Annotated in this window: 27 protein-coding genes; 13 read left to right on the forward strand and 14 right to left on the reverse strand. The window is 58.7% G+C overall.

What is annotated here, in order from left to right:
- Positions 1-33 precede the first annotated feature (33 nt).
- The 3 genes from ACR0LY_RS17555 (at position 34) to ACR0LY_RS17565 (ending at position 2,450) form a co-directional block, all read left to right on the forward strand.
- Positions 34-1,140 (forward strand): Hint domain-containing protein, encoded by a 1,107-nt coding sequence (locus ACR0LY_RS17555; RefSeq protein WP_480641196.1) that lies wholly within the window; start codon positions 34-36, stop codon positions 1,138-1,140.
- Complete coding sequence (locus ACR0LY_RS17560; protein ID WP_170351356.1) at positions 1,137-1,442, forward strand: hypothetical protein; 306 nt, start codon at positions 1,137-1,139, stop codon at positions 1,440-1,442. The genes ACR0LY_RS17555 and ACR0LY_RS17560 overlap by 4 nt, the downstream gene beginning before the upstream one ends.
- A 66-nt stretch (positions 1,443-1,508) precedes the next feature.
- Positions 1,509-2,450, forward strand: a complete 942-nt coding sequence (locus ACR0LY_RS17565; RefSeq protein ID WP_170351357.1) for a LysR family transcriptional regulator — start codon at positions 1,509-1,511, stop codon at positions 2,448-2,450.
- On the opposite strand, the gene ACR0LY_RS17570 is transcribed toward ACR0LY_RS17565, so the two are convergent.
- Entirely contained in the window at positions 2,447-2,890 is a 444-nt protein-coding gene (locus tag ACR0LY_RS17570; protein WP_170351480.1) for a low molecular weight protein-tyrosine-phosphatase, read from the reverse strand. The genes ACR0LY_RS17565 and ACR0LY_RS17570 overlap by 4 nt on opposite strands.
- A 28-nt stretch (positions 2,891-2,918) precedes the next feature.
- Between ACR0LY_RS17570 and ACR0LY_RS17575 the strand changes: the two genes are divergently transcribed.
- Positions 2,919-3,614, forward strand: a complete 696-nt coding sequence (locus tag ACR0LY_RS17575; protein WP_170351358.1) for an NAD-dependent deacylase — start codon at positions 2,919-2,921, stop codon at positions 3,612-3,614.
- A 60-nt stretch (positions 3,615-3,674) separates the two neighbouring features.
- Positions 3,675-4,283, forward strand: coding sequence for an HdeD family acid-resistance protein (locus ACR0LY_RS17580; protein ID WP_170351359.1), 609 nt, complete (start codon positions 3,675-3,677; stop codon positions 4,281-4,283).
- An 87-nt stretch (positions 4,284-4,370) separates the two neighbouring features.
- Here ACR0LY_RS17580 and ACR0LY_RS17585 read toward each other — a convergent pair whose 3' ends face one another.
- From ACR0LY_RS17585 to meaB, 5 genes are all read right to left on the reverse strand, one after another.
- Positions 4,371-4,844, reverse strand: coding sequence for a copper chaperone PCu(A)C (locus ACR0LY_RS17585; RefSeq protein ID WP_170351360.1), 474 nt, complete (start codon positions 4,842-4,844; stop codon positions 4,371-4,373).
- A gap of 41 nt (positions 4,845-4,885) precedes the next feature.
- Entirely contained in the window at positions 4,886-5,236 is a 351-nt protein-coding gene (locus tag ACR0LY_RS17590; RefSeq protein ID WP_170351361.1) for a hypothetical protein, read from the reverse strand.
- A 402-nt stretch (positions 5,237-5,638) separates the two neighbouring features.
- Positions 5,639-5,926 carry a 50S ribosomal protein L28 gene (rpmB, locus tag ACR0LY_RS17595; RefSeq protein ID WP_050603240.1) on the reverse strand — a complete coding sequence of 96 codons (288 nt, stop codon included), beginning with the start codon at positions 5,924-5,926 and terminating at the stop codon, positions 5,639-5,641.
- A 146-nt stretch (positions 5,927-6,072) separates the two neighbouring features.
- Positions 6,073-7,242, reverse strand: a complete 1,170-nt coding sequence (locus tag ACR0LY_RS17600; protein WP_170351362.1) for a Hint domain-containing protein — start codon at positions 7,240-7,242, stop codon at positions 6,073-6,075.
- Between the two features lie 100 nt (positions 7,243-7,342).
- Entirely contained in the window at positions 7,343-8,320 is a 978-nt protein-coding gene (gene meaB, locus ACR0LY_RS17605) for a methylmalonyl Co-A mutase-associated GTPase MeaB (protein WP_170351482.1), read from the reverse strand.
- 205 nt (positions 8,321-8,525) lie between these two features.
- On the opposite strand from meaB, the gene hrpB reads away from it, so the two are divergent.
- The 3 genes from hrpB (at position 8,526) to ACR0LY_RS17620 (ending at position 13,111) form a co-directional block, all read left to right on the forward strand.
- Positions 8,526-10,967 (forward strand): ATP-dependent helicase HrpB, encoded by a 2,442-nt coding sequence (hrpB, locus tag ACR0LY_RS17610; protein ID WP_170351363.1) that lies wholly within the window; start codon positions 8,526-8,528, stop codon positions 10,965-10,967.
- 112 nt (positions 10,968-11,079) lie between these two features.
- The gene (locus tag ACR0LY_RS17615) at positions 11,080-11,538 is read left to right on the forward strand and encodes an NUDIX hydrolase (protein WP_170351364.1); all 459 of its coding nucleotides are present in this window, start codon (positions 11,080-11,082) and stop codon (positions 11,536-11,538) included.
- A 94-nt stretch (positions 11,539-11,632) separates the two neighbouring features.
- Positions 11,633-13,111 carry an inorganic phosphate transporter gene (locus tag ACR0LY_RS17620; RefSeq protein WP_170351365.1) on the forward strand — a complete coding sequence of 493 codons (1,479 nt, stop codon included), beginning with the start codon at positions 11,633-11,635 and terminating at the stop codon, positions 13,109-13,111.
- Between the two features lie 6 nt (positions 13,112-13,117).
- On the opposite strand, the gene ACR0LY_RS17625 is transcribed toward ACR0LY_RS17620, so the two are convergent.
- From ACR0LY_RS17625 to ACR0LY_RS17635, 3 genes are all read right to left on the reverse strand, one after another.
- Entirely contained in the window at positions 13,118-14,092 is a 975-nt protein-coding gene (locus tag ACR0LY_RS17625) for a 2-dehydropantoate 2-reductase (protein WP_170351366.1), read from the reverse strand.
- 65 nt (positions 14,093-14,157) lie between these two features.
- Complete coding sequence (locus ACR0LY_RS17630; protein ID WP_170351367.1) at positions 14,158-15,120, reverse strand: pirin family protein; 963 nt, start codon at positions 15,118-15,120, stop codon at positions 14,158-14,160.
- Positions 15,121-15,246: 126 nt separating this feature from the next.
- On the reverse strand, positions 15,247-16,089 hold the full coding sequence (locus ACR0LY_RS17635; RefSeq protein ID WP_170351368.1) for a phytanoyl-CoA dioxygenase family protein: 843 nt from the start codon (positions 16,087-16,089) through the stop codon (positions 15,247-15,249).
- Between the two features lie 186 nt (positions 16,090-16,275).
- Between ACR0LY_RS17635 and ACR0LY_RS17640 the strand changes: the two genes are divergently transcribed.
- Together ACR0LY_RS17640 and ACR0LY_RS17645 are read left to right on the forward strand one after the other, a co-directional pair.
- The gene (locus ACR0LY_RS17640) at positions 16,276-16,764 is read left to right on the forward strand and encodes a peptidase associated/transthyretin-like domain-containing protein (protein ID WP_170351369.1); all 489 of its coding nucleotides are present in this window, start codon (positions 16,276-16,278) and stop codon (positions 16,762-16,764) included.
- 8 nt (positions 16,765-16,772) lie between these two features.
- Positions 16,773-17,369: a ferric reductase-like transmembrane domain-containing protein gene (locus ACR0LY_RS17645; RefSeq protein WP_425082214.1), complete on the forward strand. Its 597-nt coding sequence runs from the start codon at positions 16,773-16,775 to the stop codon at positions 17,367-17,369.
- Here ACR0LY_RS17645 and argF read toward each other — a convergent pair.
- Positions 17,366-18,292, reverse strand: a complete 927-nt coding sequence (gene argF / locus ACR0LY_RS17650) for an ornithine carbamoyltransferase (protein ID WP_170351370.1) — start codon at positions 18,290-18,292, stop codon at positions 17,366-17,368. The two genes, ACR0LY_RS17645 and argF, sit on opposite strands and share 4 nt — an antisense overlap.
- A 75-nt stretch (positions 18,293-18,367) precedes the next feature.
- A complete protein-coding gene (locus ACR0LY_RS17655; RefSeq protein ID WP_170351371.1) occupies positions 18,368-19,555 on the reverse strand; it encodes an aspartate aminotransferase family protein in 1,188 nt (395 codons plus the stop codon).
- Positions 19,556-19,847: 292 nt separating this feature from the next.
- On the opposite strand from ACR0LY_RS17655, the gene ACR0LY_RS17660 reads away from it, so the two are divergent.
- Complete coding sequence (locus ACR0LY_RS17660; protein ID WP_170351372.1) at positions 19,848-20,729, forward strand: DMT family transporter; 882 nt, start codon at positions 19,848-19,850, stop codon at positions 20,727-20,729.
- Positions 20,730-20,770: 41 nt separating this feature from the next.
- Here the strand turns inward: ACR0LY_RS17660 and ACR0LY_RS17665 are convergent, their stop codons facing one another.
- Positions 20,771-21,574 carry an ABC transporter permease gene (locus ACR0LY_RS17665; RefSeq protein WP_170351485.1) on the reverse strand — a complete coding sequence of 268 codons (804 nt, stop codon included), beginning with the start codon at positions 21,572-21,574 and terminating at the stop codon, positions 20,771-20,773.
- 126 nt (positions 21,575-21,700) lie between these two features.
- Between ACR0LY_RS17665 and ACR0LY_RS17670 the strand changes: the two genes are divergently transcribed.
- Positions 21,701-22,276, forward strand: a complete 576-nt coding sequence (locus tag ACR0LY_RS17670) for a GcrA family cell cycle regulator (RefSeq protein WP_170351487.1) — start codon at positions 21,701-21,703, stop codon at positions 22,274-22,276.
- A gap of 5 nt (positions 22,277-22,281) precedes the next feature.
- Positions 22,282-22,926, forward strand: coding sequence for an NUDIX hydrolase (locus ACR0LY_RS17675; RefSeq protein WP_217360550.1), 645 nt, complete (start codon positions 22,282-22,284; stop codon positions 22,924-22,926).
- Position 22,927: 1 nt separating this feature from the next.
- Here ACR0LY_RS17675 and ACR0LY_RS17680 read toward each other — a convergent pair whose 3' ends face one another.
- Together ACR0LY_RS17680 and ACR0LY_RS17685 are read right to left on the reverse strand one after the other, a co-directional pair.
- The gene (locus tag ACR0LY_RS17680) at positions 22,928-24,004 is read right to left on the reverse strand and encodes a DUF2235 domain-containing protein (RefSeq protein WP_170351373.1); all 1,077 of its coding nucleotides are present in this window, start codon (positions 24,002-24,004) and stop codon (positions 22,928-22,930) included.
- Positions 23,982-26,273 carry a xanthine dehydrogenase family protein molybdopterin-binding subunit gene (locus ACR0LY_RS17685; protein WP_170351374.1) on the reverse strand — a complete coding sequence of 764 codons (2,292 nt, stop codon included), beginning with the start codon at positions 26,271-26,273 and terminating at the stop codon, positions 23,982-23,984. Before ACR0LY_RS17685 ends, ACR0LY_RS17680 begins: the two co-directional genes overlap by 23 nt.
- Between the last annotated feature and the right edge of the window lie 63 nt (positions 26,274-26,336).

Raw genomic sequence — 26,336 nt, forward strand, 5'->3', positions numbered from 1 at the left:
GGCCCGAACACTAACAAGAAAGCAGTTTAAACGTTGGCCGACTATTCGATTTTCGTTCTTGGTGAAAGCCAACTGTCGATCACGGTGCCTCAGGGGTTGGACGGCATCACTCAGGGCACGGGCATACATTTGATCGGTCAGACGATCACGATTGACTCTCGCGCGGCGACCGAGGTCTTCATCACCGACGCGGGAAGCGACACCAATTTTGCCGACAACGATGGAAATCAGCGTTTGGATGGCGACCAGACGATAGACGGCACGCTATTCACCGACGGCACGCGAGTTGAGGCTGAGTACGGCATCACCTTAACAGATGGAGTGAACACTTGGCAGGCGGTTGCGTTCAACGTAACCAACTCTTCTCCGGCATACGGAACCGTTGAGGGGATTGCCTTTATCGGAGGGCCCGGTCAGTTTCCCCCCGCTGGCGTGCCCTTGACCGTTGTCAGCACGCAGGAAGGCCCGAGCTTTGATGAAAGCGAATATGTTACACCGATCTGCTATGATGCCGGAACTTTAATTGAAACGGAACAGGGTCACCTGCCAATCGAAGCATTGAAGCCGGGTGACAGGGTTTGGACACAGGATGATGGGTTTGTTTCGGTGCAATGGACGGGTGTCCAGGATGTCATTGCTGCAGGCCGCTTCAAACTAGTGAAAATTCCCGTTGGCGTTCTATCCAACTTTGCCCCGCTCAAAGTCTCCCAGCAACATAGGATATTGATTTCACATCCATTGGCCGAGTTGTTGTTCGCAGAGAATGAAGTTTTTGTCCCCGCCATAAGCCTTGTGGATGCCGGTATCGCATATCTGACTACAGATCGAACGGCGCGCTTTCATCACTTTTTACTGGAACGGCATAACGTCGTCCGGGCGAACGGCGCAGCCTCCGAAAGTCTGCTGGCCGCATGTTTGGCGGATCAGCCAAACCCGGACAGGCTATTTTTTCCCGAACTCACGGGGCGTGTTATGGAAACAACAGACACGGCAAGACTGGCCTTAAAACGCCGTGAGGCCGCATTTTTGCTCCAATCGCTGTTGTCCATTGATCCGCAAACCCGATTGATTCATACTCCGCCGCAGACCGAGAGGGGCGTCAGATCACTCCGGGCAGGCAAAAACGAGGCAAGAGCATGAAAAAGTTCCTCCTAATCGCACTTTGTGCCACATCTCTGACGGCGATAGCACCGGTCGAAGCTGCGCAGATCAAACGGGCGTGTCTGGCGTCTGATCGTACAGCCGCGACACGGGATCGATGCAACTGCATTCAACGCGTGGCCAATCAGGCATTGACCCGCAGCGATCAGAAAACCGTCGCGAAGTGGTTCACCGACCCCCACCAGGCGCAAGAGTTGAAGATGTCGCAAACTGCGCGCGATGATGCGCTGTGGGATCGGTATCAGAACTTTGGCCAGATGGCACAGGCGATCTGCAGCTAAGGCATTCTGAATCCTTGACCTGATCCGTCCTGCGCCCCAGAAAAGGCGCAGCGAAAGGTGTATCCAATGGTAATGAAAGGGCTGACCCTGCGTGGGCTCGAAGTGTTCGAAGCCTTGGCGCGGACGGGATCGGTGGCGCAGGCGGCCGAGATCACCGGGCTCAGCCAGCCTTCAGTGTCACAGCAATTGCGTAATCTGGAAAACGCTCTTGGCACCGAATTGGTGGATCACGGGCGACGCCCGATGCGGCTTACCCAGGCCGGGCACAGCTTTCTGGCACGAACCGAGTCAGTTCTGGCCGAGCTGCAAATAGCACAAAGCGAGTTGACCGTGATGGACCTGGGGCACCTCACCACTTTGTCCATCGGGCTGATCGACGACTTTGACAATGACCTGACGCCTCGATTGGCGACCCTATTGGCCGACAGCCTGACACGGTCGAATTTCAAGCTCATTACCCTGCCCAGCCTGGATCTGTTCGCCGAGTTGGAAGCGCAACGCCTGCACCTGATGGTCTCGGCCCATTCCGGCGAAGTGCTTGAAGGTGTGGTCGAATATCCCTTGGTCCGCGACCCATTTATTCTGGTGACCCCCAAGGGGGTCGACAATGCCACGCAGGACCTGCCCTTTCTGCGCTATGCCCGTGAACAGCTGATCAGCCGCCAGATCGAGTCGCATCTGGCGCGGCAGCAACAGAAATATGAGGAACGGTTCGAGATCGGTTCGCATCTTGCCTTAATGGCCATGGTCGCACGCGGGTTGGGCTGGGCGATCACAACACCGCTGGGCTATATGCGGGCAGCGCGTTTCCACGACGCGCTGGCGGTCCATCCGGTACCATTCGGAGAGTTTTCGCGCACAATATCCCTGTTCACGCGCACCGATTGGTCCGATCAGGTTCCACAAGAGGTCGCGGGCATGATGCGCCGCCTTATGCGCAATCAGATCGTCGACCCGGCGTTGGCGCAACTGCCATGGCTGACGGATAAACTGAAAGTAATGGGCTAGGCCCGCAGATGCGCGTGAAGCCCTTCAACGGCAGCTTCGATTAGGTCCAGCGCCCCGTCGAAATCACGGGTGTAATACGGATCGGGTACATGATCGGCACCCGTTTCGGGTGCAAAATCGGTGAGCAACTGTACAGGGGTAGTGCTCCCAGCGGGGCGCAACGCCTCGATATTTGCAATGTTCTCGGCGTCCATACCGATGATCAAATCGAACCGTTCGAAATCCTCGGCTACAAACAGCCGGGCTCGCAGGTCGCTAAGGTCAATTTCGCGGGCCTGTGCCGCTGCCTGCATCGGCCCATAAGGCGGATTACCAATATGCCAACCCGAGGTTCCGGCGCTATCGGTAGTGTGATGCGGCGCGCGGGCGCGAAACACGCCTTCGGCAGCAGGAGAACGGCAGATATTGCCGAGACAGACAAAGAGGATACGGTGGGTCATGGGCCAAGGTGTAACGCGAAGGGCAAAGATGGAAAAGATCGTCATACTGACAGGGGCCGGTATTTCTGCCGAAAGCGGGTTGGGCACCTTCCGCGATGAAGGCGGATTATGGGCACAACACCGGATTGAGGACGTCGCCACTCCCGAAGGTTTCGCCCGCGATCCCGCTCTGGTTCACCGGTTCTACAACGCCCGGCGCGTGCAGGCTGCCAAGGCCAAGTCTAACGCTGCGCATGCCGCGCTGGCACGGCTGCAAATGGACTTTCCCGGCGAGGTGGTGATCGTCACTCAGAACGTCGACAGCCTGCACGAATCTGGCGGCGCCGAGCATGTGATCCACATGCATGGCACGTTGGCCGGAGCGTTTTGCCCAGCATGCAACCACCGCTGGGCATCACCACCCGAGATGGCCGTGGGCGAACCCTGCCCTGCCTGCGGTGCCGCCACCGCGCGACCGGATGTGGTCTGGTTTGGCGAGATGCCCTATTACATGGACGCAATCTACGACCATCTGGCCGAAGCGACCCTGTTTGCTGCCATCGGCACCTCGGGTCAGGTTTATCCAGCCGCCGCCTTCGTTCATGAAGCCTTGCAATCCGGCGCCCGCACGGTCGAACTGAACCTCGAACCTTCAACCGGAGCCTCCAGTTTTGATGAGGTCATTCTCGGCCCCGCTACGGAAACAGTCCCATCTTGGGTAGATGGCTTGCTCAGCCCGAGATGACAGCAGACACCGGCAGAATTTTCCGTTTATAGTGAAGGCCTAACCAGCTGGGAGAGCATCATGTCAGACCCTCAATCCCCGCACGAGGAAATCCTCGAGGATGGCACTTTGGACGGCCGCGACGCTTTGGGCGATCAACTCGCGGGACTGTGGTGGACGTTCCTGTTGCGCGGCATCTTCGCTGGGGCACTGGGCATCGCTGCGCTGTTCTGGCCGACAGGCAGCATTTCACTGCTGTTGCGTCTGGTCGGTCTGCTTCTGATCGTGGATGGTGGCCTGACCTTGCTGGGCTTTGGTCGGCGTGGATTGATAGGGGGCGTAGGGGTCGGCGCCCTGTTGATCGGTCTGGTACTTCTCCTGTGGCCCGAAGGCGTGGCGCGGCTGACCTTCTTCTTGTTGGGGGCGTGGGCCCTGATCATCGGCGTTGGCTCGCTGATGGCATGGCGGCAAATGTCGGATCAACACCCCGATGCGCCCTCAGTGCGCAATTCCGGGGTCATAGCGCTGCTGATCGGGTTGGTGCTGATCTTCTGGCCCGGCAGCGGAATGGTGGCGCTGGGATGGGCCATTGCCTTCGGGGCCCTGGCCTTCTCGGCGGTGATGTTCTGGCTGACCGCCCGGTTCAAACGCGCCCATGACCGGGTCGCCATGCGCGTGGTCAATCGCTAACCACCTCCGGAAACGGCAACAGGCCGGGCAAAGCCCGACCTGACGCATGGATGAGGGCCGCAGCGCGGCCTGAAGACAGGCGTAGCCTCAGTTCGAATGTGTCCCGTGGCCGCCGGCGTCCTGACGTTCCAGATCAACCGGCACCTCGATCTCGATCTCTCCGGCCTTCTCAAAAATCAGCGTCACCGGTACGGTCGCGCCTTGCTCGAATGGGGCAGTCAGCCCCATGAACATCACATGGTCGCCACCGCGCTTCAGCATGTGGGTTTCACCGGCTGGAATGACAAAACCTTCTTCGACGTGCATCATCTTAGCTACGCCGTTGTCATCAATCTTGTGGGTATGCAGCTCAACACGTGCAGACGCATCGGATTCCACGCCAATCAACCGGTCGTCAGCCTCGCCCGTGTTTTTGATCATCATAAAGGCAGCACCGGCCTTGGCTGCTTTGCCTGCGGAGCGCGCATAGGCGTTATCAATGGCAATCGTATCCTGAGCAAAAGCAGATGTTGCCAGCGTTGCAGCGACCAGAGTGATCAGAAGTTTGGATTTGAGGGACATTGCACCTCTCCTTGTATAAGTGTCTGAAAGAAAATGTGTCTTCAGATCACAACCGGAGGCGCGCGCGCCGGTCTGAAGGGAACCGGCAGGGCAACCAGATTACCCGCCTTGCGCAAAGGCGCGGGCTGAACCTGTTCTGGCGCAACGGGCATGGCGGCTGCCGGGACAACGACCGCCCCCAAGAGGGTCAGCGCGTATTCAGGGCAGAAATGAGGGGGCTCAGTCGGCTGGCCTTCGGCGTCCATATAGACCACCACCGGGCCTGTACCAGTGCAAAGCACCATCTGCCCCACCGCCCTGTCCATACCGCGCGATGCAGCCACCCCCTGCCCTGTCAGAATGACAAGCAGCGAAAGCGCCAAAGGCAGAAATCTGTTCAGAACGGGTTTCATCCTGCGCCTGATATAGGCCGGACTCAAAGCGGGCTTCAAGCGCAATCGAATACGCCTGAAACCCGCAACCACTGGGTTCGTGTCAGCTGTCCACGCCCGGACGTTTGACGGACCCTTTGGTCAGGCTCGTATGCAACCTGTTCACCTGTCGTTGCATCCGAAAGCATGTCCCAAACGTCTTGCCAAAAAAGGCAGCCAACAGGGAGAGGAAATCAGACAATTTAAAAGACATGGGGGTAAACTCCGCCAGATGAATATGACTAAACATAAAACAGTCCTGGCGCATGGTATGTGAACAATATCACCGTGGCTGAAAATTTAATTCCAGTTCAGGAGCAGGCCGCGCAAGAAAAAACCCTGCACCTTGCGGTACAGGGTTGAATTCTTTCAAGGAAAAAGGGCTTAGGCCGTGGCTTGCGCCTTGGCAATTTCCTTTTTCACTTTCAGTGCGTTTGCCGACAGCTCTTCGTCCTTGGCTTTGGCCAGGAACGCGTCCAGACCACCACGGTGGTCGACCGAGCGCAGTGCAGCCGCCGAGATGCGCAGCTTGACGCCACGACCCAGGGTCTCGGACTGAAGGGTAACGTCGTTCAGGTTCGGCAGAAAACGACGACGAGTTCTGTTTTTGGCGTGGCTGACATTGTTGCCAGTCATCGGGCCTTTTCCGGTCAGTTCGCAACGGCGCGACATGGTTTCTTCCTTTGTTTCTGGAGGCCGGGCATGATGCCAGCGGCCAAATCACAAGGGGCGCAACCCGAAGTCGCGCCCGAAAACTGGTTGGATGCGTGTAGTGGGAATCGCCAGAAGGGTCAAGACAGATCGCGCGAAATCTTTGCTCAGGCATCACCGGGCGGTTGGATACACGCCTGCAAAAGCGGTTTTTTGTTCTTGCGATGGCGTTCCAACAGATGCGACTGCTGCCGTCCGCGCGGAATATAGCGGGCGGGCCGCGGTGTCAGTTTCTTTTCGATCAGCTCAGGAAATATCTCAAAAATCTCGCGGCGGGCCTCTGAACTCAGAGTTTTCAGCGCCTCGGGCCCTGTAAACAGGCTTTCTGTCGGCGCGCCTTCGGCAAAGATGACCTGATGTTGATCGAAAAGCAGATGGTAGTACTCAACCGATGTGACGTCTTTGTCCACGAATATACCGGGCAAGGCTGTTAGCTTGATGGCGGGAATCAGCACTTCGCGTTCGTCGAACATGCGTTGGGCAATGGGGGACTGGACCAGCATCCGATGCTGTCGCGAGACCAATAAGTCCCGACTTGGAAAACCGCCGCCCAGCGCCCCTGCCAGAATTCGAATGGGATAAAGTTTGGGGTTCCCCTTCAATCCGTCTAGATCAAAGCGTCGCCTCCCGATCCAGCGAATCTTTTGCAACCCCTTACCCAGTGTCTCAATCATGTCACCGGTGCAGAGATCTTGGATAAGCACCGGGCCGGATCGTGTCAAAATCTCAGTGTCGCGTGTGAAGCATGGAACCCCTGTTCCGTTCTCGAATGCCTGATAAGAGACGGACGGCCCAGACGGTAGGTTCGACGGCAGGATAAAAGTGCCGCTTGAGACCGAGTAGGAAACACCTTCGGCAACGGTGAAAGTTCCAAACGTATCGTCGGTGACGACCGTACCGACGGGCAGGTTCAAGCTGTCCGTTCCGCCGCCACCGCGAACGTCGCCCGTTACGTTTGTGCTGTTGATGTTCAGGGTGTCGTTGCCCTGCCCCAGCCGAACATCACCAACGGTAGATCCCTGAAGGTTGACCGTATCATCATCAATTCCGGCATTCACTTGCCCGACCACAGTACTGCCGGTGATAACGATATCGTCGTCTCCGCGATTGCCCCGCACGGAACCGGAAATCGTACTGTTGGTAATGGTTACGTCGTCATCGCCCTGTCTGGCGCGAATATTGTCAATTGGTCCGGGTACCGTTGTCCCGTTTAAAGAACCGGTATTGTCGGTGACTTCAATGTCGTCGTCGTTATTCGTCCCGTTGATATCGGGCATGTTCGACGGTTCCTGTCGCCTGAGCCAATCGCACAACTCAAAATTGCATTCGCGTCGATCTTACACGACAAATGATGAACGCGCCACTCTGCCCGGCCGGTTAGTCTGCCGCCAATTCAGTCAGCATTTGTTTGGCCGCGATCGATGGGCTAAGGACACCTTCACCTACCTGAGTGCTGAAACGATCCATCATCGCACGCGCCTGTGGTGTTTCGAGCCGGGCCAACAGGGCATGCCGGACCTCTTGATCGAACCAATATCGCGCTTGATTGGTTCGATTGGCCTCCCAATGGCCAGCTTCACGCCGCCAATCAGTCAGCGATTGCATTTCGGACCACGCGTCTTCCAAGCCGTGTTCTTCCACCGCCGACACTGTCATAGCCTTGGGAAAGGTCTCGGGGTCCTGCGGGCGCTTTCGCAACAGGCGCAGCGCTCCGGCATAGTCAGCGCAGGTGCGGATGGCAGTAGGCTTCAGATCTCCGTCAGCCTTGTTGATCAGAATCATGTCGGCCATTTCCATGATGCCGCGCTTGACACCTTGCAATTCGTCTCCGCCTGCTGGGGCCAGCAGCAACAGGAACAGGTCGGACATTTCGGACACAACGGTTTCCGACTGGCCCACACCCACGGTTTCGATCAGCACCACATCGAAAGCGGCGGCCTCGCACAGGGCAATCGCCTCGCGCGTACGTCGGGCCACACCACCCAGATGCGACTGGCTGGGGGATGGGCGGATAAAGGCGTTTCTCTCGCGGCTCAGACGTTCCATCCGGGTTTTGTCGCCCAGAATCGAGCCTCCGGAGCGGGACGAGCTAGGGTCAACCGCCAGCACCGCCACCCGCAGCCCCTGGGCGATCAGCATCATGCCAAAGCTTTCGATAAAGGTGGATTTGCCAACCCCTGGCGTCCCTGACAGGCCGATACGCAGCGATTGCCGTTTGGATTTAGCCAGATGCGCCAGCAATTCGGTCGCCTGTGCCCGGTGATCCTCACGGCCGCTTTCGACCAGAGTGATGGCGCGGGCAAGTGCGCGCCGCTCACCGTTCAAAATCCTGTCGCTCAGGCTGTCTATGTCCATTTCATCCTCGATGTGTTGCGGCACGACTACTTGCCGCCCCGACAAACTGTTTGTCCAGACTGGACCGCTGCGGAAATACGCCGCACACCAATTATTCGCACCCATGTGTTGCCGTTCCTCCGCTGTTAGCGGTTGCGCTACTCCTGTTCGCGCCGCGCACATGGCGGAACTGGACCTTGCCGTTTCGTTGGCGGATAAAGCCCGCATGACACGACTGCCCATTGAAGACGCCATCCCAGACCTGCTTGCGGCCCTCCAGGATTCAGGCCGCGCTGTTCTTCAGGCCCCTCCGGGGGCAGGTAAAACAACACGAGTTCCCCTGGCGATACTCGAGGCGGGCTTGTGCGAAGGCAAGATCGTGATGTTGGAGCCGCGCAGATTGGCCGCGCGCGCTGCTGCCGAAAGGATGGCCGACACTTTGGGCCAACGCGCGGGTGAGACCGTAGGTTATCGGGTGCGGGGCGAAGCCAAGGTTTCAAAATCAACCCGGGTCGAGGTCGTGACCGAAGGCATTCTGACCCGGATGTTGCAATCCAATCCCGACTTACCGGGTGTGGACGCCGTGATTTTCGACGAATTCCACGAACGATCCCTGAACGCCGATCTGGGATTGGCCCTTTGTTTGGAAGTCACCGGCGCTCTGCGGGATGACCTGATGCTACTGGCCATGTCGGCAACGTTGGATGCCGAGCCGGTTGGACGGTTGATGGGCGCGCCAATGGTCACCTCCGAAGGGCGCAGTTTTCCGGTCGAAACACACTGGCTGGACCGCCCTTTGGGGGCGCAGGCACGGCGGCTGGACGCTCTGGTCGATCTGGTTGTTCAGGCTGAAAGGGACACGCGCAAAACCGGCAGCGGGGTGTTGGTGTTCTTGCCAGGTGAGGGTGAAATTCGCCGGGCCGAGGCCGCCTTGTCCGCGCGCCTGCCGGAGAACTGCGTGCTGCGCCCCCTATTCGGGGCCATGCCTTTTGCCGCCCAGCGCGCTGCGATTGCGCCGGTGGATCAAGGGCGCAAAGTGGTGTTGGCCACGTCGATTGCCGAAACCTCACTGACCATTCCCGACATTCGGGTCGTGGTTGATATGGGGCAAGCGCGACGGGCGCGGTTCGATCCCGGTTCGGGCATGTCCCGTTTGGTAACCGAGCGTGTAACCCGCGCCGAAGCCACCCAGCGCGCCGGTCGCGCAGGCCGCGTGGCCGAGGGCAAGTGCTATCGGTTGTGGTCCAAGGGTGAAGAAGGTGCGTTGTCTGCTTATCCTCCGGCCGAGATCGAGGCCGCGGACCTGACAGGTTTGGCATTGGAACTGGCGCTGTGGGGTGCCGAACCGGGCGATCTGGCCTTTCTGACACCGCCGCCCGAAGGCACGATGGCCGAGTCAAAGGCTCTGCTGACGATGCTGGGCGCGCTGGATGCCAAGGGGCGGATTACCGAACACGGGCGCGCCCTGGCTGCCCTGCCCCTGCATCCGCGTCTGGGTCATATGTTGGTGTCTGCCGGTTCCGGTGCCGCCACTTTGGCCGCATTGATGGCCGAACGCGATCCGCTAAAGGGCGCGCCGTCAGACCTTTTGCTGCGGCTAGAGGCGCTGCGCGACATCCGCGCGTTTCAACGCAACCGCGTCTGGCAAGTGAATTCGGGCGCAGTGGATCGGATCAAAGCCGAAACCAAACGTCTGCGTACCAAGGGCCAGGCCAGTGATCTGAGCCCCGCCGCCATGGCCGCGTCGGCCTATCCCGACCGCATCGGACAGCGCCGCAAGGGTGACGTTCCCCGCTATGTTCTGTCAGGCGGCAAAGGGGTGGTGCTGGACAGCGGCGATACGCTGGCCGCGGCACCTTATCTGGTGGTCACGGACACCGACGGTAATCCGCGCGAAGCACGGGTGCGCATGGCCGCCCAGATCAGCGAAGGCGAAATTCGCGATCTGTTTTCCGGTCAAATCAGCTGGGTCGACAGCTGCGCCTGGTCAAAACGCGACCGCCGGGTGGTGGCGCGCAAACAGGAAAGGTTCGGCGCGATAACGCTGAGCGACCGTCTGTGGAAGGACGTGCCGGACGATGCCGTGGCGCAGGCCATGCTGGATGGCGTGCGCGATCTTGGATTGCGTCTGGACGGGGCGGCGGCGCGGTTGGCGGCGCGCGTTGAATTGGTGCGGACCGAAGGGGCTGATCTGCCTGACTTTACCATCGAAGGGCTAACAGAGTCGCTTGAGGACTGGCTGCTGCCCATGCTCTCGGGCGTACGCAACGCCGAAGAGTGGAAGCGGTTTGACCTGCTGCCCGCTCTGCGCGCCCGGCTAGACTGGATCCAGACGCAAGAACTGGATCGCCGCGCGCCCGGATCGTTCGAAACACCGCTGGGCCGAAAGGTGCCGATTGATTATGGCGGCGCGGTGCCTGAGATTTCCGTGCGCCTGCAAGAGTTGTTTGGCGTCACGCAGCATCCGGTTGTGGGGGGCGAGGCGTTGAAAATCACCCTGCTTTCTCCTGCGCAACGACCGATCCAGATCACCCGTGATCTACCGGGATTCTGGGCGGGCTCTTACGCCGATGTTCGCAAGGATATGCGCGCGCAATACCCCAAGCATCCCTGGCCCGAAGACCCGACACTGGCCGACCCAACCCTGCGCGCCAAACGGCGGAAATAACCACGACCCCGACATTCGTGATAGAGTTGGTTCAGGCAATTGTTTGTATCAGCCCTATTTCACTGTTATGTGCCGACGTTTCAGGCAAGAAAAGCACAGGATCGATCGACCAATGACGAAATGGCTGCGAAAAATCTGGGACGAGGTCGCCCGACCAATTTTCCTGCGCCCGCAACGGGTGCAGTTTGCAGCCCTTTGCACCCGTGAAACCCCAAGCGGACCAGAGGTTCTATTGATCACAAGTCGCGACACCGGGCGCTGGATCATTCCCAAAGGTTGGCCGGTTGATGGCATGGACGGTGCCGAAACTGCACTGCAGGAGGCGTGGGAGGAAGCAGGCGTGCGGGCGCCGAACCCCTCCAAGGAACCGATCGGGCACTATACTTACGATAAAATCCTGAACGATGGCACGGCCTATCCCGTTCTGACCAGTGTCTACCGGGTTGATGTTCAGGATCTGGAAGATGACTTTCCCGAAGCTGGCAAACGCGAGCGGGTCTGGGTTTCGCCCTCAACTGCGGCTGATCGTGTTAACGAGCCGGAATTGCGCGATTTACTGCTGCAAGTGTGATAGTTTCGCAAAAAATTGATAACATAACTGTTGTCCCGAGGGGGGAAACCGTCTAGCCGCGTGCCGAAATGCACTGGCTGCTTGAAAAAAGATCATGTCGAATTTGACCTCGAAATCCCGCTGGCAGGCTCTGGACAGCGACCTTCACCGTATCTCGCGCGTTGAGAATGCCAACGCCCATGTGGCGCGCCCGCTGTTGGCCCCTGGTATTTCGCTGGCCTTTATTGCGCTGGCCGGGTTGTCGGCGGCGATAGTGTTCGGGCTGGCGGATGGCGGTCTGATCGTTGCTGCGGCAGCCGCCTTTGGGGCCTATATGGCGATCAATATCGGTGCCAATGACGTGGCTAACAACATGGGGCCCGCGGTTGGTGCAAACGCCCTGACTATGGGCGGCGCCATCGTCATCGCCGCCATTGCCGAAAGCGCCGGTGCCCTGTTGGCAGGCGGAGATGTCGTTTCGACCATCTCTAAGGGGATCATCGATCCGGCCTCGGTTCAAACCAGCAATGTATTCATCTGGGCAATGATGGCTGCGCTGATTTCGTCGGCCTTATGGGTTAACCTGGCCACATGGGTCGGGGCACCGGTGTCAACGACGCACTCGGTTGTCGGCGGCGTGATGGGGGCCGGCATCGCCGCAGCGGGCCTGAGCGCCGTCAACTGGAGCACAATGAGCGCGATTGCCGCAAGCTGGGTAATCTCGCCAGTATTGGGTGGCTTGATCGCGGCTGGGTTTCTGGCACTGATCAAAGCCAAGATTCAATATCAGGACGATAAAATAGCGGCAGCACGGCGCTGGCTTCCAATCCTTGTGGCCGTAATGGCTGCGGCGTTTGCCACCTATCTGGCCGTTAAGGGTCTTAAGCGGATCGTTAAGATTGAGCTTGAGGTGGCGCTGCTGATCGGCCTTGCAACGGGGTTCCTGGTCTGGTCGGTCACGGTGCCCTGGGTACGGCACAAATCCGAGGGGATGGAAAACCGCACCAAATCACTGAAAACTCTGTTTGGCCTGCCGCTGGTCATCTCGGCCACATTCCTCAGCTTTGCGCATGGCGCCAATGACGTGGCCAACGCGGTCGGCCCCCTGGCCGCTATCGTACACGCAGCGGAATTCGGCGACTTTGCCGCAAAAGTTGCGATCCCCAACTGGGTCATGGTGATCGGAGCCTTTGGAATTTCGTTCGGCCTGTTTCTATTCGGGCCCAAATTGATCCGCATGGTCGGTAGTCAGATCACCAAACTGAACCCAATGCGGGCCTTCTGCGTGGCGCTGTCCGCAGCCATTACCGTTATCGTGGCCAGCTGGCTTGGCCTGCCGGTCAGCTCAACTCATATTGCTGTAGGCGGCGTTTTTGGGGTTGGTTTCTATCGCGAATGGCATTCAGATCGCCGGTGGAAACACTCCAACCGCCAGCGTCCGGTCGAACAGCGGCTGGCCCGGGAAGAGCATCAGCGCCGCAAGCTGGTGCGGCGTTCACATTTCATGACCATCGTGGCGGCCTGGGTGATCACGGTCCCCGCAGCCGCGGCGATGTCAGCGACAATATTTCTAATCCTGACGGCCTTCGCCTAATCCGGCCTAAGACGCAATTTGATCCACAGAAATCGCGGTTTCAGGCGCGTCCTCGATCAAATCTCGTATCTTGGCGCAGATCGGGGTTTCGACGCCAATTTGCGCGCCCAGGCGAATGATCTCACCCTGAAGACTGTCGATTTCGGTCGGGCGACCTGCCATCAGATCAAAGGCCATCGAGGTGCGCGCGCTGGGGTCAATGGTCAGCATTCGCGCAGCGATCCTGGAAAAGATCGGCGTTGGCAGGCGCAGGATATGCGGCGTCATCCACGCAGGCAGCGGAGTAGTCGAAGCGACCGGATGGTTCGCGGCGTTCAACACCATCAGAGCCTCGGTCATCTGATCCGCCATCAGGCGTCGCCAGTTCCGGTCCAGCAGTTGATCTTTCAACGCCAGCCCTGACAGCGCATTCAGCGCGTTGTTGAGGTTGATCACCAGCTTACCCCATTGGACCGCTTCGATATCATCGCTTTCCACAACCGGCATGTCAGCGCTACTCAGCTTCTGACCCAGCGCACCGGGACCGCTTTGGATGGCGATCTCACCAGAGGTGGCGCGATGAAAGCTGGCCGGTTCAGTCGGCACCACATTGAACGGCACCATTCCGGCGCGCACGTCATGCTCTGACAGAACCATGCGCAAAGTACGGGCGTTTTCCATACCGTTTTGCCACGATACCACCGGAATTGAGATGGGCGTGTATTCCGCGATCTGCGCAGCCATTTCCGCTGTGGCACCTGATTTAACGGTCACGATGACGACCTGGGCACCGGCCAGGCAGGTTGCATCTTCGGTCAGGGTCAAATCTTGCGCGGCCACATGCCGGGTCAGGCCCGAAAAATCCGAAATCGTCAGTCCTCTTTCTTGGATCGGATCTAATATGCGTGCACGGCCCAAAAGGGTAACGACATGCCCTGAGTGCGCCAACAATGCCCCGCAATAGCATCCGATACTGCCTGCACCCGCGATCACGATTTTCATGGCATCCCTCCCGGCGCAAAGGATCGCCGGGAACGAGGGCACGGACAAGACCCCCTGACGTCTGGTCAGCGTGCGCGCCTTGGCCGTGTCCGCTCCAGTTCATCCGAGATCGGTATGAACTCTTGATCATCACCCGGCGGCAGGTGGAACGCACCTTTCGCCCAATCGGCGGTTTTCCATTCACGCGTGGCGGCCTCGATCTTTTCCTTCGAGGATGACACAAAATTCCACCAGATATAGCGCTCTTCGTTCAATGTCGCCCCGCCCAGCAGCATCAACCGCGCGCCTTGCGGCCCAGCCTTGACTGAAAGGGGATCGCCGGGGCGGAACACCATCATACGGCCCTGTGTGAACGTATCGCCTGCGATCTCGACGGAACCTTGGGTGACATAAACACCCCGGTCTTCATGGTCATCCGGCAAAGGAAACGACGCGCCGGGATCAAGTCGCACGTCCAGATAGAAGGTCTCGGACAGCATCGTAACCGGGCTGGTTTCACCATAAGCTGACCCCAGGATTAAACGGGCGCTGACACCTTGGTCCTGAATATGTGGCAGCGCACCTTGCTTGTGATGCTCGAAATCCGGAGCCATATCCTCATGCGCTTCGGGCAATGCTATCCAGGTCTGGATGCCGAACAGGCTGTGTTTCTTGTCTCGTGTCTTCTGACTGGTCCTTTCGGAATGAGTCACCCCGCGCCCGGCAACCATCCAGTTGACCTCGCCGGGGTAAATCATTTGATGCGTGCCAAGACTGTCGCGATGCTCGAACTCTCCTTGATAGAGATACGTCACCGTCCCAAGACCGATATGCGGGTGTGGTCGGACGTCGATGCCGTCACCAGTCAGGAATTCGGCTGGACCTACTTGGTCAAAAAAGATGAATGGCCCAACCAGCTGCCGTTTACTCGAGGGCAGCGCCCTACGTACTTCGAACCCGCCCAGATCACGAGCGCGCGGAATGATCAATGTGTCCAGCGCCGTGTTGTGTGACAGAGATTCGAGGCTTTGGGTCGGGTTCCAACTCATTGCTGCGCTCCTGCGATCATGTAGTTGCGTTCACCATCGCAGAATACACGGTATTTTCAGCTTGAGTATTCGCCATTTCGCACAGATTAAGTGCAATTTCGATGTTATGTTATTTCATCCCATTGCTCAAAGTGCCTCTCTTGGCCAAAGCCGGGGGAAAAACGGCCCGTCGATGCGGTCGCCTTCGCTGTAACCGGCGGCCTCGAACTGCGCACGTTCGTCTTTCGCCCAATCTCCGCGATATCGGATAATCCCGTCCGGCGCTGTCATCCGCAGGCTAAACCGACGCACTGTTTCCGTCGGCGTGACCGAGGACAGACCACCATGCAGTGTTCGCATATCGAAATAGATGCAATCCCCTAATTCCATATCCCACTGCAACAAGTCATAGGCGCCGGGATCGGCGTTGATATCCGGGGGCTGGTGATACGTTCGGCCTGCGACCTCAGTGGCCCCAAGACTGGGATGACCATCCGCAAACCGAACCCGCATGAACAGCTTGTCCCACAGATGCGAGCCTTTGACGAAGGCAATGCCGTTTTCTTTAGTCACCGGTTCAAGAGGCAGCCAAAGGACGCACATAGTGCCTTCGAAATCGAAATAGGACAGGTCCTGATGAAAGGGTGGGCGCGAGGTCGATCCGGCCTCACGCAGGAACCAGTTATCCATCACAAGGTTGATCGACGGCGCATCCAATAAACCCGCAGCCAGTGGGGCGCACGGCGAGTGATGCACGAAATCCCTAAATTGCGGAATCTTGTTCCACGCCCAGAAATCCTCGAAATAAGCAGGGGCGTCTGGGTCCTTGGTGTGACGAGTGAAATTGTCGGTCGGGTTGGCCAGGTCCGCACTGATACCTTCGCGCAACAAGTCCAACCAATGTTCCGAGAATTTCGAGCGCAGCACAACGGCACCGTCCCGCTTGAAGGCTGCAATTTCGTCGGGCGAAACCGATTGTGTCTTGTCCATTTTTCAGCCTTTCGCATCGTTATACCGACGATGGCACCGCAACCAGCACAGGGTCAAAGAAATTCGCTGGGGCTTGGGGTGATCACAGAGTGGTGAAGATCGCCTCGGAATTGATCTGAACCGTGCTATCTTTGCGCTGTGGCGCGCTCAGGTTGCTATGGATGTTACCTTGCAGGAGGTCCCGACATGACGAATTCACACTTGTCTCGTAGATCCGTAATGGCGCTGGGCGGGGCTGCTCTGGTCACTGGCGGTTCGGGCTTGCGGATGCCCGCGCGCGCTGCTGGGCTAGCACCGACACCGTCTATGCGCGGCGGGTCGAACAACTACCGCCCCGGCGCAGCCATCGTCGACCGGATCGGCGGCGGCGGGTTCTGGATGACCGGTACGGTACGACGCGCGGGGGATGGTGCCCCCCTGCCCGGCCAGCGCATCCAAATCTGGGCTCATACAACCGAAGGGCATGAGCGGGATCCGCAAAGCCATGGTGCTACACTGACCGACGCCAATGGTGAGTTCCGGTTGGAGATGCCGCAGATCGTGCCCGCCTTTGGCCAGCCGCACGGGCATCTGGCCTATGACAGCGGCGAGTTTGAGACGGTATTCCTGCGTCCGATCATGGCAAGTTCAAAAGACCAGACCCTTGCCGCGCATTTCGTCCTACAACCCGCCTGATTTACGTGATCCGCAGCCTTTTGATCTGGGCGGCAGTGATCGCCGCCATAGCTGTGCCGCTGATTGCGGCGGCGCATAGCCCTTTATTGGCGTGGCGCGACCCAGTCTACATCGTTGCCGGGTTTGCCGGAGTGCTGAGTATGGGGCTGTTGTTGCTGCAACCCTTGCTGGCCGGTCGCGACTTGCCTGGATTACTGCCTTTGGCCAGTCGGCGCTGGCATCGACGGGTTGGCATCACTCTGATCATCGCCCTTGTGGTGCATGTGGGCGGCTTGTGGATCACCAGCCCCCCGGATGTTGTGGATGCGTTGCTGCTCGTCTCACCCACCCCGTTTTCAGCCTGGGGCGTCGTTGCGATGTGGGCCGCCTTCGCTGCCGCCTGTCTGGGCATCTTTCGGCAGCGTCTGGCCCTGCGGTACCGTATCTGGAGGCTGGGTCACACAGGGTTAGCCGCCATAACCATTGTCGGTAGTGTCGTGCATGCGATGCTGATTGAAGGGACGATGGAGATCATGACCAAAACCGCCCTCTGCGTTCTGGTTCTGTTGGCGAGCGTCCGAACGCTCGCCAGATTGCGTGTGTGGGATATCCGGCGGCGCAGTTAAACGCCCAGACACCAGCGCATGACCGCCTTTTGGGCATGCAGACGGTTTTCAGCTTCGTCAAAGATTACCGAGTTCGGTCCGTCCATGACCACGGATGTCGCCTCTTCCTCGCGGTGCGCAGGCAGGCAATGCATGAACAGCGCATCCGGCTTGGCATGAGACATCAACTCGGTATTCACCTGATAGGGGCGCAGCAGGTTGTGACGACGCTCTTTAGCCGATTGGGAATCGTGCATCGAGACCCAAGTATCGGCCACGATCAGATCGGCATCTTCCACCGCTTTGTAAGGGTCACGCTCGACCACGATTTTCGAACCCTTCTTACGGGCGAACCCCATGAATTCTTCCTCGGGGTCGAACTGAGCGGGACCGGTGAAGGTCAGATCGAATCCGAACTGGCCCGCCGCATGCAGGAACGAGGCGCAGACGTTGTTGCCGTCTCCGGTCCAGACCACTTTTTTTCCTTTGATCGGCCCGCGATGTTCTTCAAAAGTCAGCACGTCAGCCATGATTTGGCAGGGATGCGTACGGTCGGTCAGGCCGTTGATCACCGGCACGTCGGAATATTCAGCCATCTCGGTCAGGATGGTTTCATCGAACGTCCGGATCATGATCATGTCGACATAACGCGAAAGGACACGGGCCGTGTCGGCGATGGTTTCGCCGTGGCCCAGTTGCATGTCCTTACCCGACAACACCATGGTCTGCCCGCCCATCTGCCGTACGCCCACATCGAAGGACACGCGCGTTCGGGTCGAGGGTTTCTCAAAGATCAGTGCGACCATGCGGTCCTTGAGCGGCTGATCATCATCCTGCGCGGCTTTGGGGCGACCCAGACGGGCCTGTTTCATTTCGCCGGCCTGATCGATCATCGTCCGCAGATCGCCTGCATCGGTTTTGTGGATATCGAGGAAATGGTTCATATCGTTTCGCTTTTGGCTGTCGGTCGCCGGGGGCGCTGCCCCCGGCCCCCCGGAGTATTTAGAAAAAGATGAGGATTACGCGGATTCGAGGCTGGCTTCGACTTGTGCGGCAGCCTTGTCGAGGCGGATCATGGTTTGAGCAATGTCATCCTCGGTCAGCGTCAGGGGCGGCAACAGGCGGATGACATTGTTGGCAGCGGGAACGGTGATGACCTCATTGTCATAGCCCGCGTTAACCACATCGGTATTGGTCGCCTTGCATTTCAAGCCCAGCATCAGGCCCGTACCGCGCACCTCTTCGAAAACGTCCGGGTGATCGGCGATCAGGCCTTCGAGCTTCTGGCGCAGCATCCCCGCCTTGCGGTTCACGCCTTCAAGGAAAGCAGGCGTTGCCACCTGATCGATTACCGCGCAACCCACGGCGCAGCCCAGAGGGTTGCCCCCATAAGTCGAGCCATGGGTACCCACGGTCATACCGCTGGCCGCGTCTTCGGTGGCCAGCACCGCGCCCAAGGGGAAGCCGCCGCCGATCCCTTTGGCTACCATCATAATATCGGGGATAATACCCGCCCATTCGTGGGCAAACAACTTGCCGGTGCGGCCAACGCCGCATTGCACCTCATCCAAAATCAACAAGAGGCCATTGTCGTCGCATATCTGACGCAGGGCTTTGAGTTCCGCGTCGGGCACCGGACGAATGCCGCCCTCACCCTGAATCGGTTCGATCAGGATCGCGGCGGTCTTGTCCGTGATCGCATTGGTCACGCCGTCAAGATCGCCGAATGTGACATGCACGAACCCGGGCAACAGCGGGCCAAAGCCCTTGGTCATCTTTTCAGATCCAGCCGCCGCGATACCAGCCGACGACCGGCCATGGAACGAGCCGTCAAAGGTAATGATCTCGACCCGTTCGGGTTGCCCCTTGTCATAGAAATACTTGCGGGCCATTTTCACGGCCAGCTCACAGGATTCCGTGCCCGAGTTTGTGAAGAAAACCGTATCGGCGAAGGTATGTTCAACCAACTTATCCGCCAACGCTTGCTGCTGCGGGATGTTGTACAGGTTCGAGACATGCCAAAGTGCGTGCGCTTGTTCAGTCAGCGCGTTGACCAGCGCCGGATGTGCGTGGCCAAGCGCGTTCACCGCAATCCCGGCACCTAGGTCAAGGAAACGTCGGCCATCCGCCTCGGTCAGCCAGGCGCCTTCGCCCTTCACGAAAGTCAGGGGCGCGCGATTATAGGTCGGCAGAACGGACGGGATCATCGGATCATCCTTTTCGTTAGGTTAAGCCCCGTGAGTGATACACGAAGGCCGGATTCGTCAACAGATTTGGTGGGATTTGCGCGGATTTACAGCGCGCAATGGATCAAACAGGCCGGTTACGCAGTAATGCGTCGGCGTCGAAGTCGCAGGATATGTGCGTGTTTGATCATGCGGGGCCGTATAGCCGGGTGTTTGACCTCTGAAAACCCCGAATTTCCAAAATCAGAAACTTCACTTTGAAACTCAGCTTTTATCGCTTGCCATTTAGGGCGCAGTGACGCACCGCTGGGTCATGACACCCGCGCGCCAGAACCCTACCCTTGCGGCTTTGCTGATCTTCACCGCCAGCGCCTTTCTGGCCGCCACCACACTTCTGGCCAAAGCGTTGGGGACGAATACCTTAGGCCCGGCGTTGCATCCGTTGCAGATCAGCCACGGGCGGTTCCTGTTCGCTTTTCTGGTGATCGTCAGCGCGGTGGGCGTGTTGCGCCCACGGTTAAGCCGCCCGCATTGGGGGTTGCATATTGGGCGGACGAGCTTTGGCTGGGTGGGGATTACGCTGATGTTCGCCTCGGTCGCGTTCATCCCGATCTCGGATGCCACTGCGATTTCCTTTTTGAACCCCGTCTTTGGCATGGTCCTGGCCATCCCGCTGTTGAAAGAGGGCGTTGGGCCGTGGCGCTGGCTGGCCGCTGCTGTTGCTCTGACCGGTGCATTGATCCTGCTACGTCCGACACCGGCCAGCTTCCAACCTGCGGCGTTGCTTGCCCTGACGGCGGCGGCTGTGATCGGGATGGAGCTAATCTTTATCAAAAAGCTTTCGGGCCGTGAAATTCCCATCCAGATTCTGTTGATCAACAATGCGATGGGGCTGACCATCGCCTCGGTCGCGGTCAGCTTTGTGTTCCAGATGCCAACGCCCGAACAATGGATCGCGCTGGTGGCAATCGGGGTGCTGATGGCCTGTGCCCAAGCCTGTTTCGTCAACGGGATGGCGCGCGCGGATGCATCCTTTGTGGCGCCAATCAGCTATGCCACACTGATCTTTGCCGCCCTCTATGACTTTGCGGTGTTTGGCGTTATCCCGGATGTGGTTAGCCAAATCGGTTCTGCAATCATTCTGACGGGCGGACTAATCCTTGTCTGGTGCGAGGCACGCGTCAGAATCGCCTAGCTCGGCGTTTTTTGGGATTTCGGGATCCAAAACCTGCACCGTCATGCTTTCAGCCTGTATCCCTTTCGCAGCATCTGCCAGGTAATGGCGCAGACAATCAACGTTGCGCCACTGCAAACCGCGAAACCCAGTGCGGGTGAGCTGTCAGACACCCCGATCATGCCATTTCGCAACCCATCAATCAGGTAGAATACCGGGTTCACGTGGCTGAGGCGGTTGAGAACAGGTGGCAATGCCTCGACCGAATAGAATGTACCCGACAGGAAGGCCAGCGGCGTGACGATGAAATTGGTAATCGCCGCCATTTGATCGAACTTGTTGGCGAATATTCCCGCAAACAGGCCCAACGCCCCCATGAAAGCACCGCCGAGAACAACAAACAGCAGCGCAATCAACGGGTTTCGCGGCACCAGCCCCAGCACCAGCGCCAGCGCAACGGCAACCACACAGGCGATAAGAACACCACGCACGATGCCTCCCGCCAGATAGCCCAACAGAATTTCCAACGGAGACAGTGGTGGCATCAACGTATCAACAATGTTGCCCTGTACCTTGGCAATCACCATCGAAGACGAGGTGTTGGCAAAAGCATTCTGAATCACGGTCATCATCATGATACCTGGCGCCAGAAATGTCAGGAACGGCACCCCCATCACGTCGGGTCGGCTGGGGCCAATAGCGATGTTGAAGATCAGCAGAAACAGACCTGCGGTCACCAGCGGCGCCAACAGGGTCTGGGTCCAGACCGCCAGAAAACGCAATGTTTCGCGCTGAGCCAACGTATAAAGACCCATCCAATTGACCGCTCCGAAACGGTGTTCGTTCTGCTCAAGGGGTATCTGCATCATCTGACCTCAACCTGATTCGAAGACTGCTTGTAACTCGGGGCGCAGTGATTAGAATAGGGGGCTGAGACGATTTCCCAAGGCGGCCCGAATCCGGGGCCGCTTTCCGCTTTTGAAAGGCAAATGATGTCCTGGACTGACGAGCGTGTAGAGCTGCTGAAGAAAATGTGGGGCGAAGGCCAGTCGGCCAGCCAGATCGCCAAGGAACTGGGTGGGGTGACCCGCAACGCCGTAATCGGCAAGGTGCACCGTCTGGGCCTGTCGAACCGTGCCACCGGTGCATCCCCGGCCAAGGCCGAGCCCAAGGAAAAACCGGCCCCCGCGCCTAAGGCCGAGGCCAAGCCGAAACCGGCACCCAAAACCGAACCGGCCCGCCCTGCCCCCGCGCCTGCGGCCGAGGCCAAGCCCGCTGTGCCTGCCCGCCGCCAGATCATTCCGGCTGGTCAGCCGCTGCCGCCACAGCCTTCGGCCAACGAAATCAGCCCCGAGGCTTTGGCCAAGGTCAATGAGATCGAGAAGAAGGCTAAGAAACTGACGTTGATGGAACTGACCGAGAAGACCTGCAAATGGCCCGTCGGCGACCCCGCGACCGAAGATTTCTGGTTCTGCGGCTTGCCAGTTGAAGCCGGTAAACCCTATTGCGAAGCGCATGTGGGCGTGGCCTTCCAACCCATGAGCTCGCGCCGCGACCGTCGGCGGTAAAGCAGATGCGCCAGGATCCGACTGCATTGGAGGATACCTGGCTGACCCGGGCAAAACGCTTGCTGGCGCTGGCCGAAACCGGCCAGCATTTCACCAAAGACCCATTTGATCGCGAACGCTATGACGAGATCGCAGCCATGGCCCGCGCCATGCTGGCCGATTTGGGCCGGGTGCCCCTATCGCGGATCGAGGGGCTGATCTCGGATCATGCCGGTGGTTATGCCACGCCCAGCATCGACATTCGCGGCGCTGTAATCCGTGATGGCCGCATTCTGCTGGTCCGCGAACGACTAGACGGGCTGTGGGCCATGCCGGGTGGTTTTGCAGACATTGGCAGCTCTCCAGCGGAAAATATGGAACGTGAAGTCTGGGAAGAGGCTGGGCTGCAGGTCCGTGCCAGACACCTCTATGCTCTGCGCCACAAGGCACGGCATCCCTACCCGCCGGATTCGCGAGATTTTTATAAACTTTTCTTCCTGTGCGATGAGGATGGCACGGACGCCCCGCAGCCGGGTGCCGAGACCAGCGACGCGGCCTTCTTTCCCCCGGACAAAATACCTGCACTATCTTTGGCACGAAATATTCACGCGGATGTCACAGCAGCGTTCCGCGCCCATTCAACAGACCAATCCCAAACTCTGTTCGATTGACCTATTGCGCCGGGTGCGAGGACGAATCCGGCATCGGTACCCAACCCGGCAGTTCATCGGGGGCGACCGAGACATGCAGTTGCTCGGACTGGTCCATCCCGACTTTGCGATGCTTGCGCAGCAGGAAAACCTTGCCCCACCCCCGCCAGGTCCCGACCGAAGTTGCAGTAGTTGAAGTTGGGAACCGGTCGCGCCAGTCTTCGGGCAGCGGCAATCCATGCTGCTCGGCCTTGTCCAGCATCCAGATCAGGGAAATATTGCTAAGGGGACGCGCCTCTTCAAACCCATTCAATTGCCCGCCCACGTCACCATGTGTTCCACGGAACCAGACCTGTTCAACGTGGCCTTTAAACTCGGGCGTACATTTCCACAGAACCGGCTCGTACACCTCGCGCGTCTCGTCCAGCGCCATAGCGTGATAGCCATGGCGGGTGGCGGGGCCAAGCTCATGGTTGTGAAACGCGTGCTTATCTTCGGCCCAGCGCCACAGCAGCGGAAGACGCAAGCCCAACGCCTTGACAGTGTCCCAGACACCGATCATTTCAATTGCGAGCTCGTCATGACAGAATTTTTGGCGGAACTCACAGGCTGCCTCGCCGCTAGGCGTACATTCATAGTGGCGATAGGCCTGCTTGATGTTGCGCTCGGTCGCGTGTTCGGCCTTGAGCAGACCGATCATGTCGATCACGCCCGCAAGGCTGCGCACGCCGTAAGCGCCGCGCGAATAGCCGATGAAAAATATCTTATCACCAGGTTTGTAGCGTGACGCCAGATAGCCATAGGCCCGCCGGATTTGCCGGTTGATGCCGCGCCCCATCATCACGTCCAGAGAGGTTTTCCAGCTTTCCCACTGCACACCGGATTCGTAAAAGACTGAGACCTTGCCGCCCATCTCGCGGCACAGATGGTAGGTCTGACCCGCATGAGTTTCAAACCCCGGCTCCAACGTCGACATGGTGCCGTCAAGGATAATGACATGACTAATAGGTTCACGGTGCAGCGCCTCGGCCGAATGTTCGGACCGCAAAGGCCGTCCGAGCCATCCAAGTATCTTTTTACTTAGCCGTGACAGAACCATGCGTCAGCAATTCCCAAACTCTTAGGGGTGTGAATGGCATATCCGCCTGCCGTACCCCATGTTCCCAAAGCGCGTCCTGCACCGCGTTCGCCACAGCGGCCAGCGCGCCCACGGTGCCGGCCTCTCCGCATCCTTTCATACCCATTGGGTTCGAAGTTGACGGAACCGGCGCCGAGGTAAACTTTATCATGGGTATCTCAGACGCACGGGGCAAGGCGTAGTCCATCAACGAAGCCGTGAGCAGTTGCCCCTGCGCATCATGCTCAACACGCTCGGACAGGGCTTGACCAATGCCCTGCGCCACGCCGCCATGCACCTGCCCCTCGGCCAACATCGGGTTGATAAGATTGCCGAAATCGTCAACTACGGTGTAGCGGTCGACCCATGTTTCACCGGTGAAACAATCAATAACGATTTCGGCAACATGTGCGCCATTCGGATAACTGCGTGCGTCCAGCGTAATGCGCGCCTCATGTTGCAAAAGATCGGTTCGGCCATCGGCGCGGGCCATCTCGGCCGCTTCGATCAATGTAGGCGTCAGGTTCGACCCTGGTGCGCGGAATGTTTCGTGATCAAAATTCACGTCAGCCTCCTCGACGCCCATCTTATCGGCCAGATAAGGCGCGAATGCGGCGATCATGACGTCGATTGTGGCCAGGGTGGCCGTGTTTTGGACTGTAACGGACCGCGATCCTCCTGTCCCTCCTCCGGCAGGTAACTGATCGCTGTCCCCCTGGATGACATTGATCTGTTCCAACGGAACACCGATCTGATCCGACAAAAACTGGGTATAGGCCGTCTCATGGCCCTGGCCGTTTGATTGCGTCCCCACATAGAGGTTCACGGTGCCATCCTCGAAGAATGCGATCTTTGCGTTCTCGGAAGGGTCGCCCAAGATACTTTCGATATAGTAACAGATGCCCTGCCCCCGGATCTGGCCGCGTTCGGCATCAGCCGCCTTACGGGCAGCAAAACCTAATGTCTGTTCACTCGCGCAGCTCAGGACCATGTCGAAATCGCCGACGTCATAGACCTCACCAGTCGTCGTTTTGTAAGGGAAAGCTTCAGGCCGGATGAAGTTTTTGCGCCGCAACTCCCACGGATCGACGCCCAATTCACGCGCGGCGCGGTCCATAGCCCGTTCAAGCACATAGATAGCCTCGGGCCGACCAGCGCCGCGATAAGCGTCCACCTGCGTTGTGTTGGTAAAGAACCCTTCGACCCGCAGATAAGAGGTCTGCACATCATAGGCCCCCATCAGAACTTTGCTGAACAGATTTGTCTGGATTGCCTGACCGAAATGGCTGTTATAGGCCCCAAGATTGACCTTGCTATGCACGCGGTAAGCGGTAATTCGGTGGTCTTCATCAAAAGCCAGCTCAGCCAGCGAAGTCAGGTCGCGCCCATGGTGATCAGACAGCATCGCCTCAGATCGGTCCGACATCCAGTGAACGGGTTGGCCCAGTTTCATCGCGGCGACGGCGACACAGAAGTACTCGGAATACGGCATCACCTTCATGCCAAACCCACCGCCCACGTCGGGCGTGGTGACCCTAATGAATTCAGGTTCCAGCTTCAGCTTCTGCGCCAATTGCCCGCGCATCGCCCAGACGCCCTGCCCGCTATAGGCAAAGTGCAGCCGCCCGTCGGACCAAGCAGCCTGACAGCCGCGCGGCTCAATCGATGTAACGATCACCCGGTTATCCGCAACGTTCAGTTGCACTCTGTGCGCGGCGTCCTGAAAGGCCGCCTCGGTCGCTGCCTCATCCCCCATGCCCCAGTCAAAGGCACGGTTGTCAGGAGCTTCGATGTGCAGCGGTTCGCCTCCCATCTCCAGGTCAAGCTTGGCGGGCAGATCCTCGGTTTCCATCCAGATCAACTCGGCCGCATCACGGGCCTGTATCTGCGTTTCGGCGATGACCACCGCGACCGGCTCACCGACAAAACGCACGCGGTCCTTAGCCAGCATGTGGCGATCCGGCGCCGCCGCTTTCGAGCCGTCCCGGTTCGACACAAGCGCCGCGTTTAAAACCGTGTCGATCCCGGCCTCAGTCAGTTCGTCCAGCGCCATGACCAGCCGCACGCCATTCGCCTCACGCGCGGCATCCAGATCCAGCGCGGTGATCCGCCCATGCGCAACCTGGCTGCGAAAAAACGCCGCAAACAGGGCGTCGCCGGGCACAGCATCGTCGATGTACTGCCCCTTCCCGGTTAGAAACCGCTGATCCTCGGTCCGTTTGACCGGCTGACTTTTTCCGAACTTGTCCATTGGATGCTCCTGCCTCGGCCTGTAGGGGCGACTTTAGGCTGCACCGGTTCGTTGTCCAGAGTA

This window comes from Ruegeria sp. BC5, assembly GCF_056539205.1.

Coding starts and splice junctions, on each gene's coding strand:
- meaB (WP_170351482.1), bottom strand. CDS start 8,320: ATGGACATAGACAGCCTGAGCGACAGGATTTTGAACGGTGAGCGGCGC.
- ACR0LY_RS17565 (WP_170351357.1), top strand. CDS start 1,509: ATGGTAATGAAAGGGCTGACCCTGCGTGGGCTCGAAGTGTTCGAAGCC.
- ACR0LY_RS17635 (WP_170351368.1), bottom strand. CDS start 16,089: ATGGACAAGACACAATCGGTTTCGCCCGACGAAATTGCAGCCTTCAAG.
- ACR0LY_RS17665 (WP_170351485.1), bottom strand. CDS start 21,574: ATGCAGATACCCCTTGAGCAGAACGAACACCGTTTCGGAGCGGTCAAT.
- ACR0LY_RS17640 (WP_170351369.1), top strand. CDS start 16,276: ATGACGAATTCACACTTGTCTCGTAGATCCGTAATGGCGCTGGGCGGG.
- ACR0LY_RS17630 (WP_170351367.1), bottom strand. CDS start 15,120: ATGAGTTGGAACCCGACCCAAAGCCTCGAATCTCTGTCACACAACACG.
- ACR0LY_RS17600 (WP_170351362.1), bottom strand. CDS start 7,242: ATGCCCGATATCAACGGGACGAATAACGACGACGACATTGAAGTCACC.
- argF (WP_170351370.1), bottom strand. CDS start 18,292: ATGAACCATTTCCTCGATATCCACAAAACCGATGCAGGCGATCTGCGG.
- ACR0LY_RS17560 (WP_170351356.1), top strand. CDS start 1,137: ATGAAAAAGTTCCTCCTAATCGCACTTTGTGCCACATCTCTGACGGCG.
- rpmB (WP_050603240.1), bottom strand. CDS start 5,926: ATGTCGCGCCGTTGCGAACTGACCGGAAAAGGCCCGATGACTGGCAAC.
- ACR0LY_RS17575 (WP_170351358.1), top strand. CDS start 2,919: ATGGAAAAGATCGTCATACTGACAGGGGCCGGTATTTCTGCCGAAAGC.
- ACR0LY_RS17660 (WP_170351372.1), top strand. CDS start 19,848: ATGACACCCGCGCGCCAGAACCCTACCCTTGCGGCTTTGCTGATCTTC.
- ACR0LY_RS17585 (WP_170351360.1), bottom strand. CDS start 4,844: ATGTCCCTCAAATCCAAACTTCTGATCACTCTGGTCGCTGCAACGCTG.
- ACR0LY_RS17580 (WP_170351359.1), top strand. CDS start 3,675: ATGTCAGACCCTCAATCCCCGCACGAGGAAATCCTCGAGGATGGCACT.
- ACR0LY_RS17615 (WP_170351364.1), top strand. CDS start 11,080: ATGACGAAATGGCTGCGAAAAATCTGGGACGAGGTCGCCCGACCAATT.
- ACR0LY_RS17670 (WP_170351487.1), top strand. CDS start 21,701: ATGTCCTGGACTGACGAGCGTGTAGAGCTGCTGAAGAAAATGTGGGGC.
- ACR0LY_RS17675 (WP_217360550.1), top strand. CDS start 22,282: ATGCGCCAGGATCCGACTGCATTGGAGGATACCTGGCTGACCCGGGCA.
- hrpB (WP_170351363.1), top strand. CDS start 8,526: ATGACACGACTGCCCATTGAAGACGCCATCCCAGACCTGCTTGCGGCC.
- ACR0LY_RS17655 (WP_170351371.1), bottom strand. CDS start 19,555: ATGATCCCGTCCGTTCTGCCGACCTATAATCGCGCGCCCCTGACTTTC.
- ACR0LY_RS17570 (WP_170351480.1), bottom strand. CDS start 2,890: ATGACCCACCGTATCCTCTTTGTCTGTCTCGGCAATATCTGCCGTTCT.
- ACR0LY_RS17680 (WP_170351373.1), bottom strand. CDS start 24,004: ATGGTTCTGTCACGGCTAAGTAAAAAGATACTTGGATGGCTCGGACGG.
- ACR0LY_RS17620 (WP_170351365.1), top strand. CDS start 11,633: ATGTCGAATTTGACCTCGAAATCCCGCTGGCAGGCTCTGGACAGCGAC.
- ACR0LY_RS17625 (WP_170351366.1), bottom strand. CDS start 14,092: ATGAAAATCGTGATCGCGGGTGCAGGCAGTATCGGATGCTATTGCGGG.
- ACR0LY_RS17590 (WP_170351361.1), bottom strand. CDS start 5,236: ATGAAACCCGTTCTGAACAGATTTCTGCCTTTGGCGCTTTCGCTGCTT.
- ACR0LY_RS17685 (WP_170351374.1), bottom strand. CDS start 26,273: ATGGACAAGTTCGGAAAAAGTCAGCCGGTCAAACGGACCGAGGATCAG.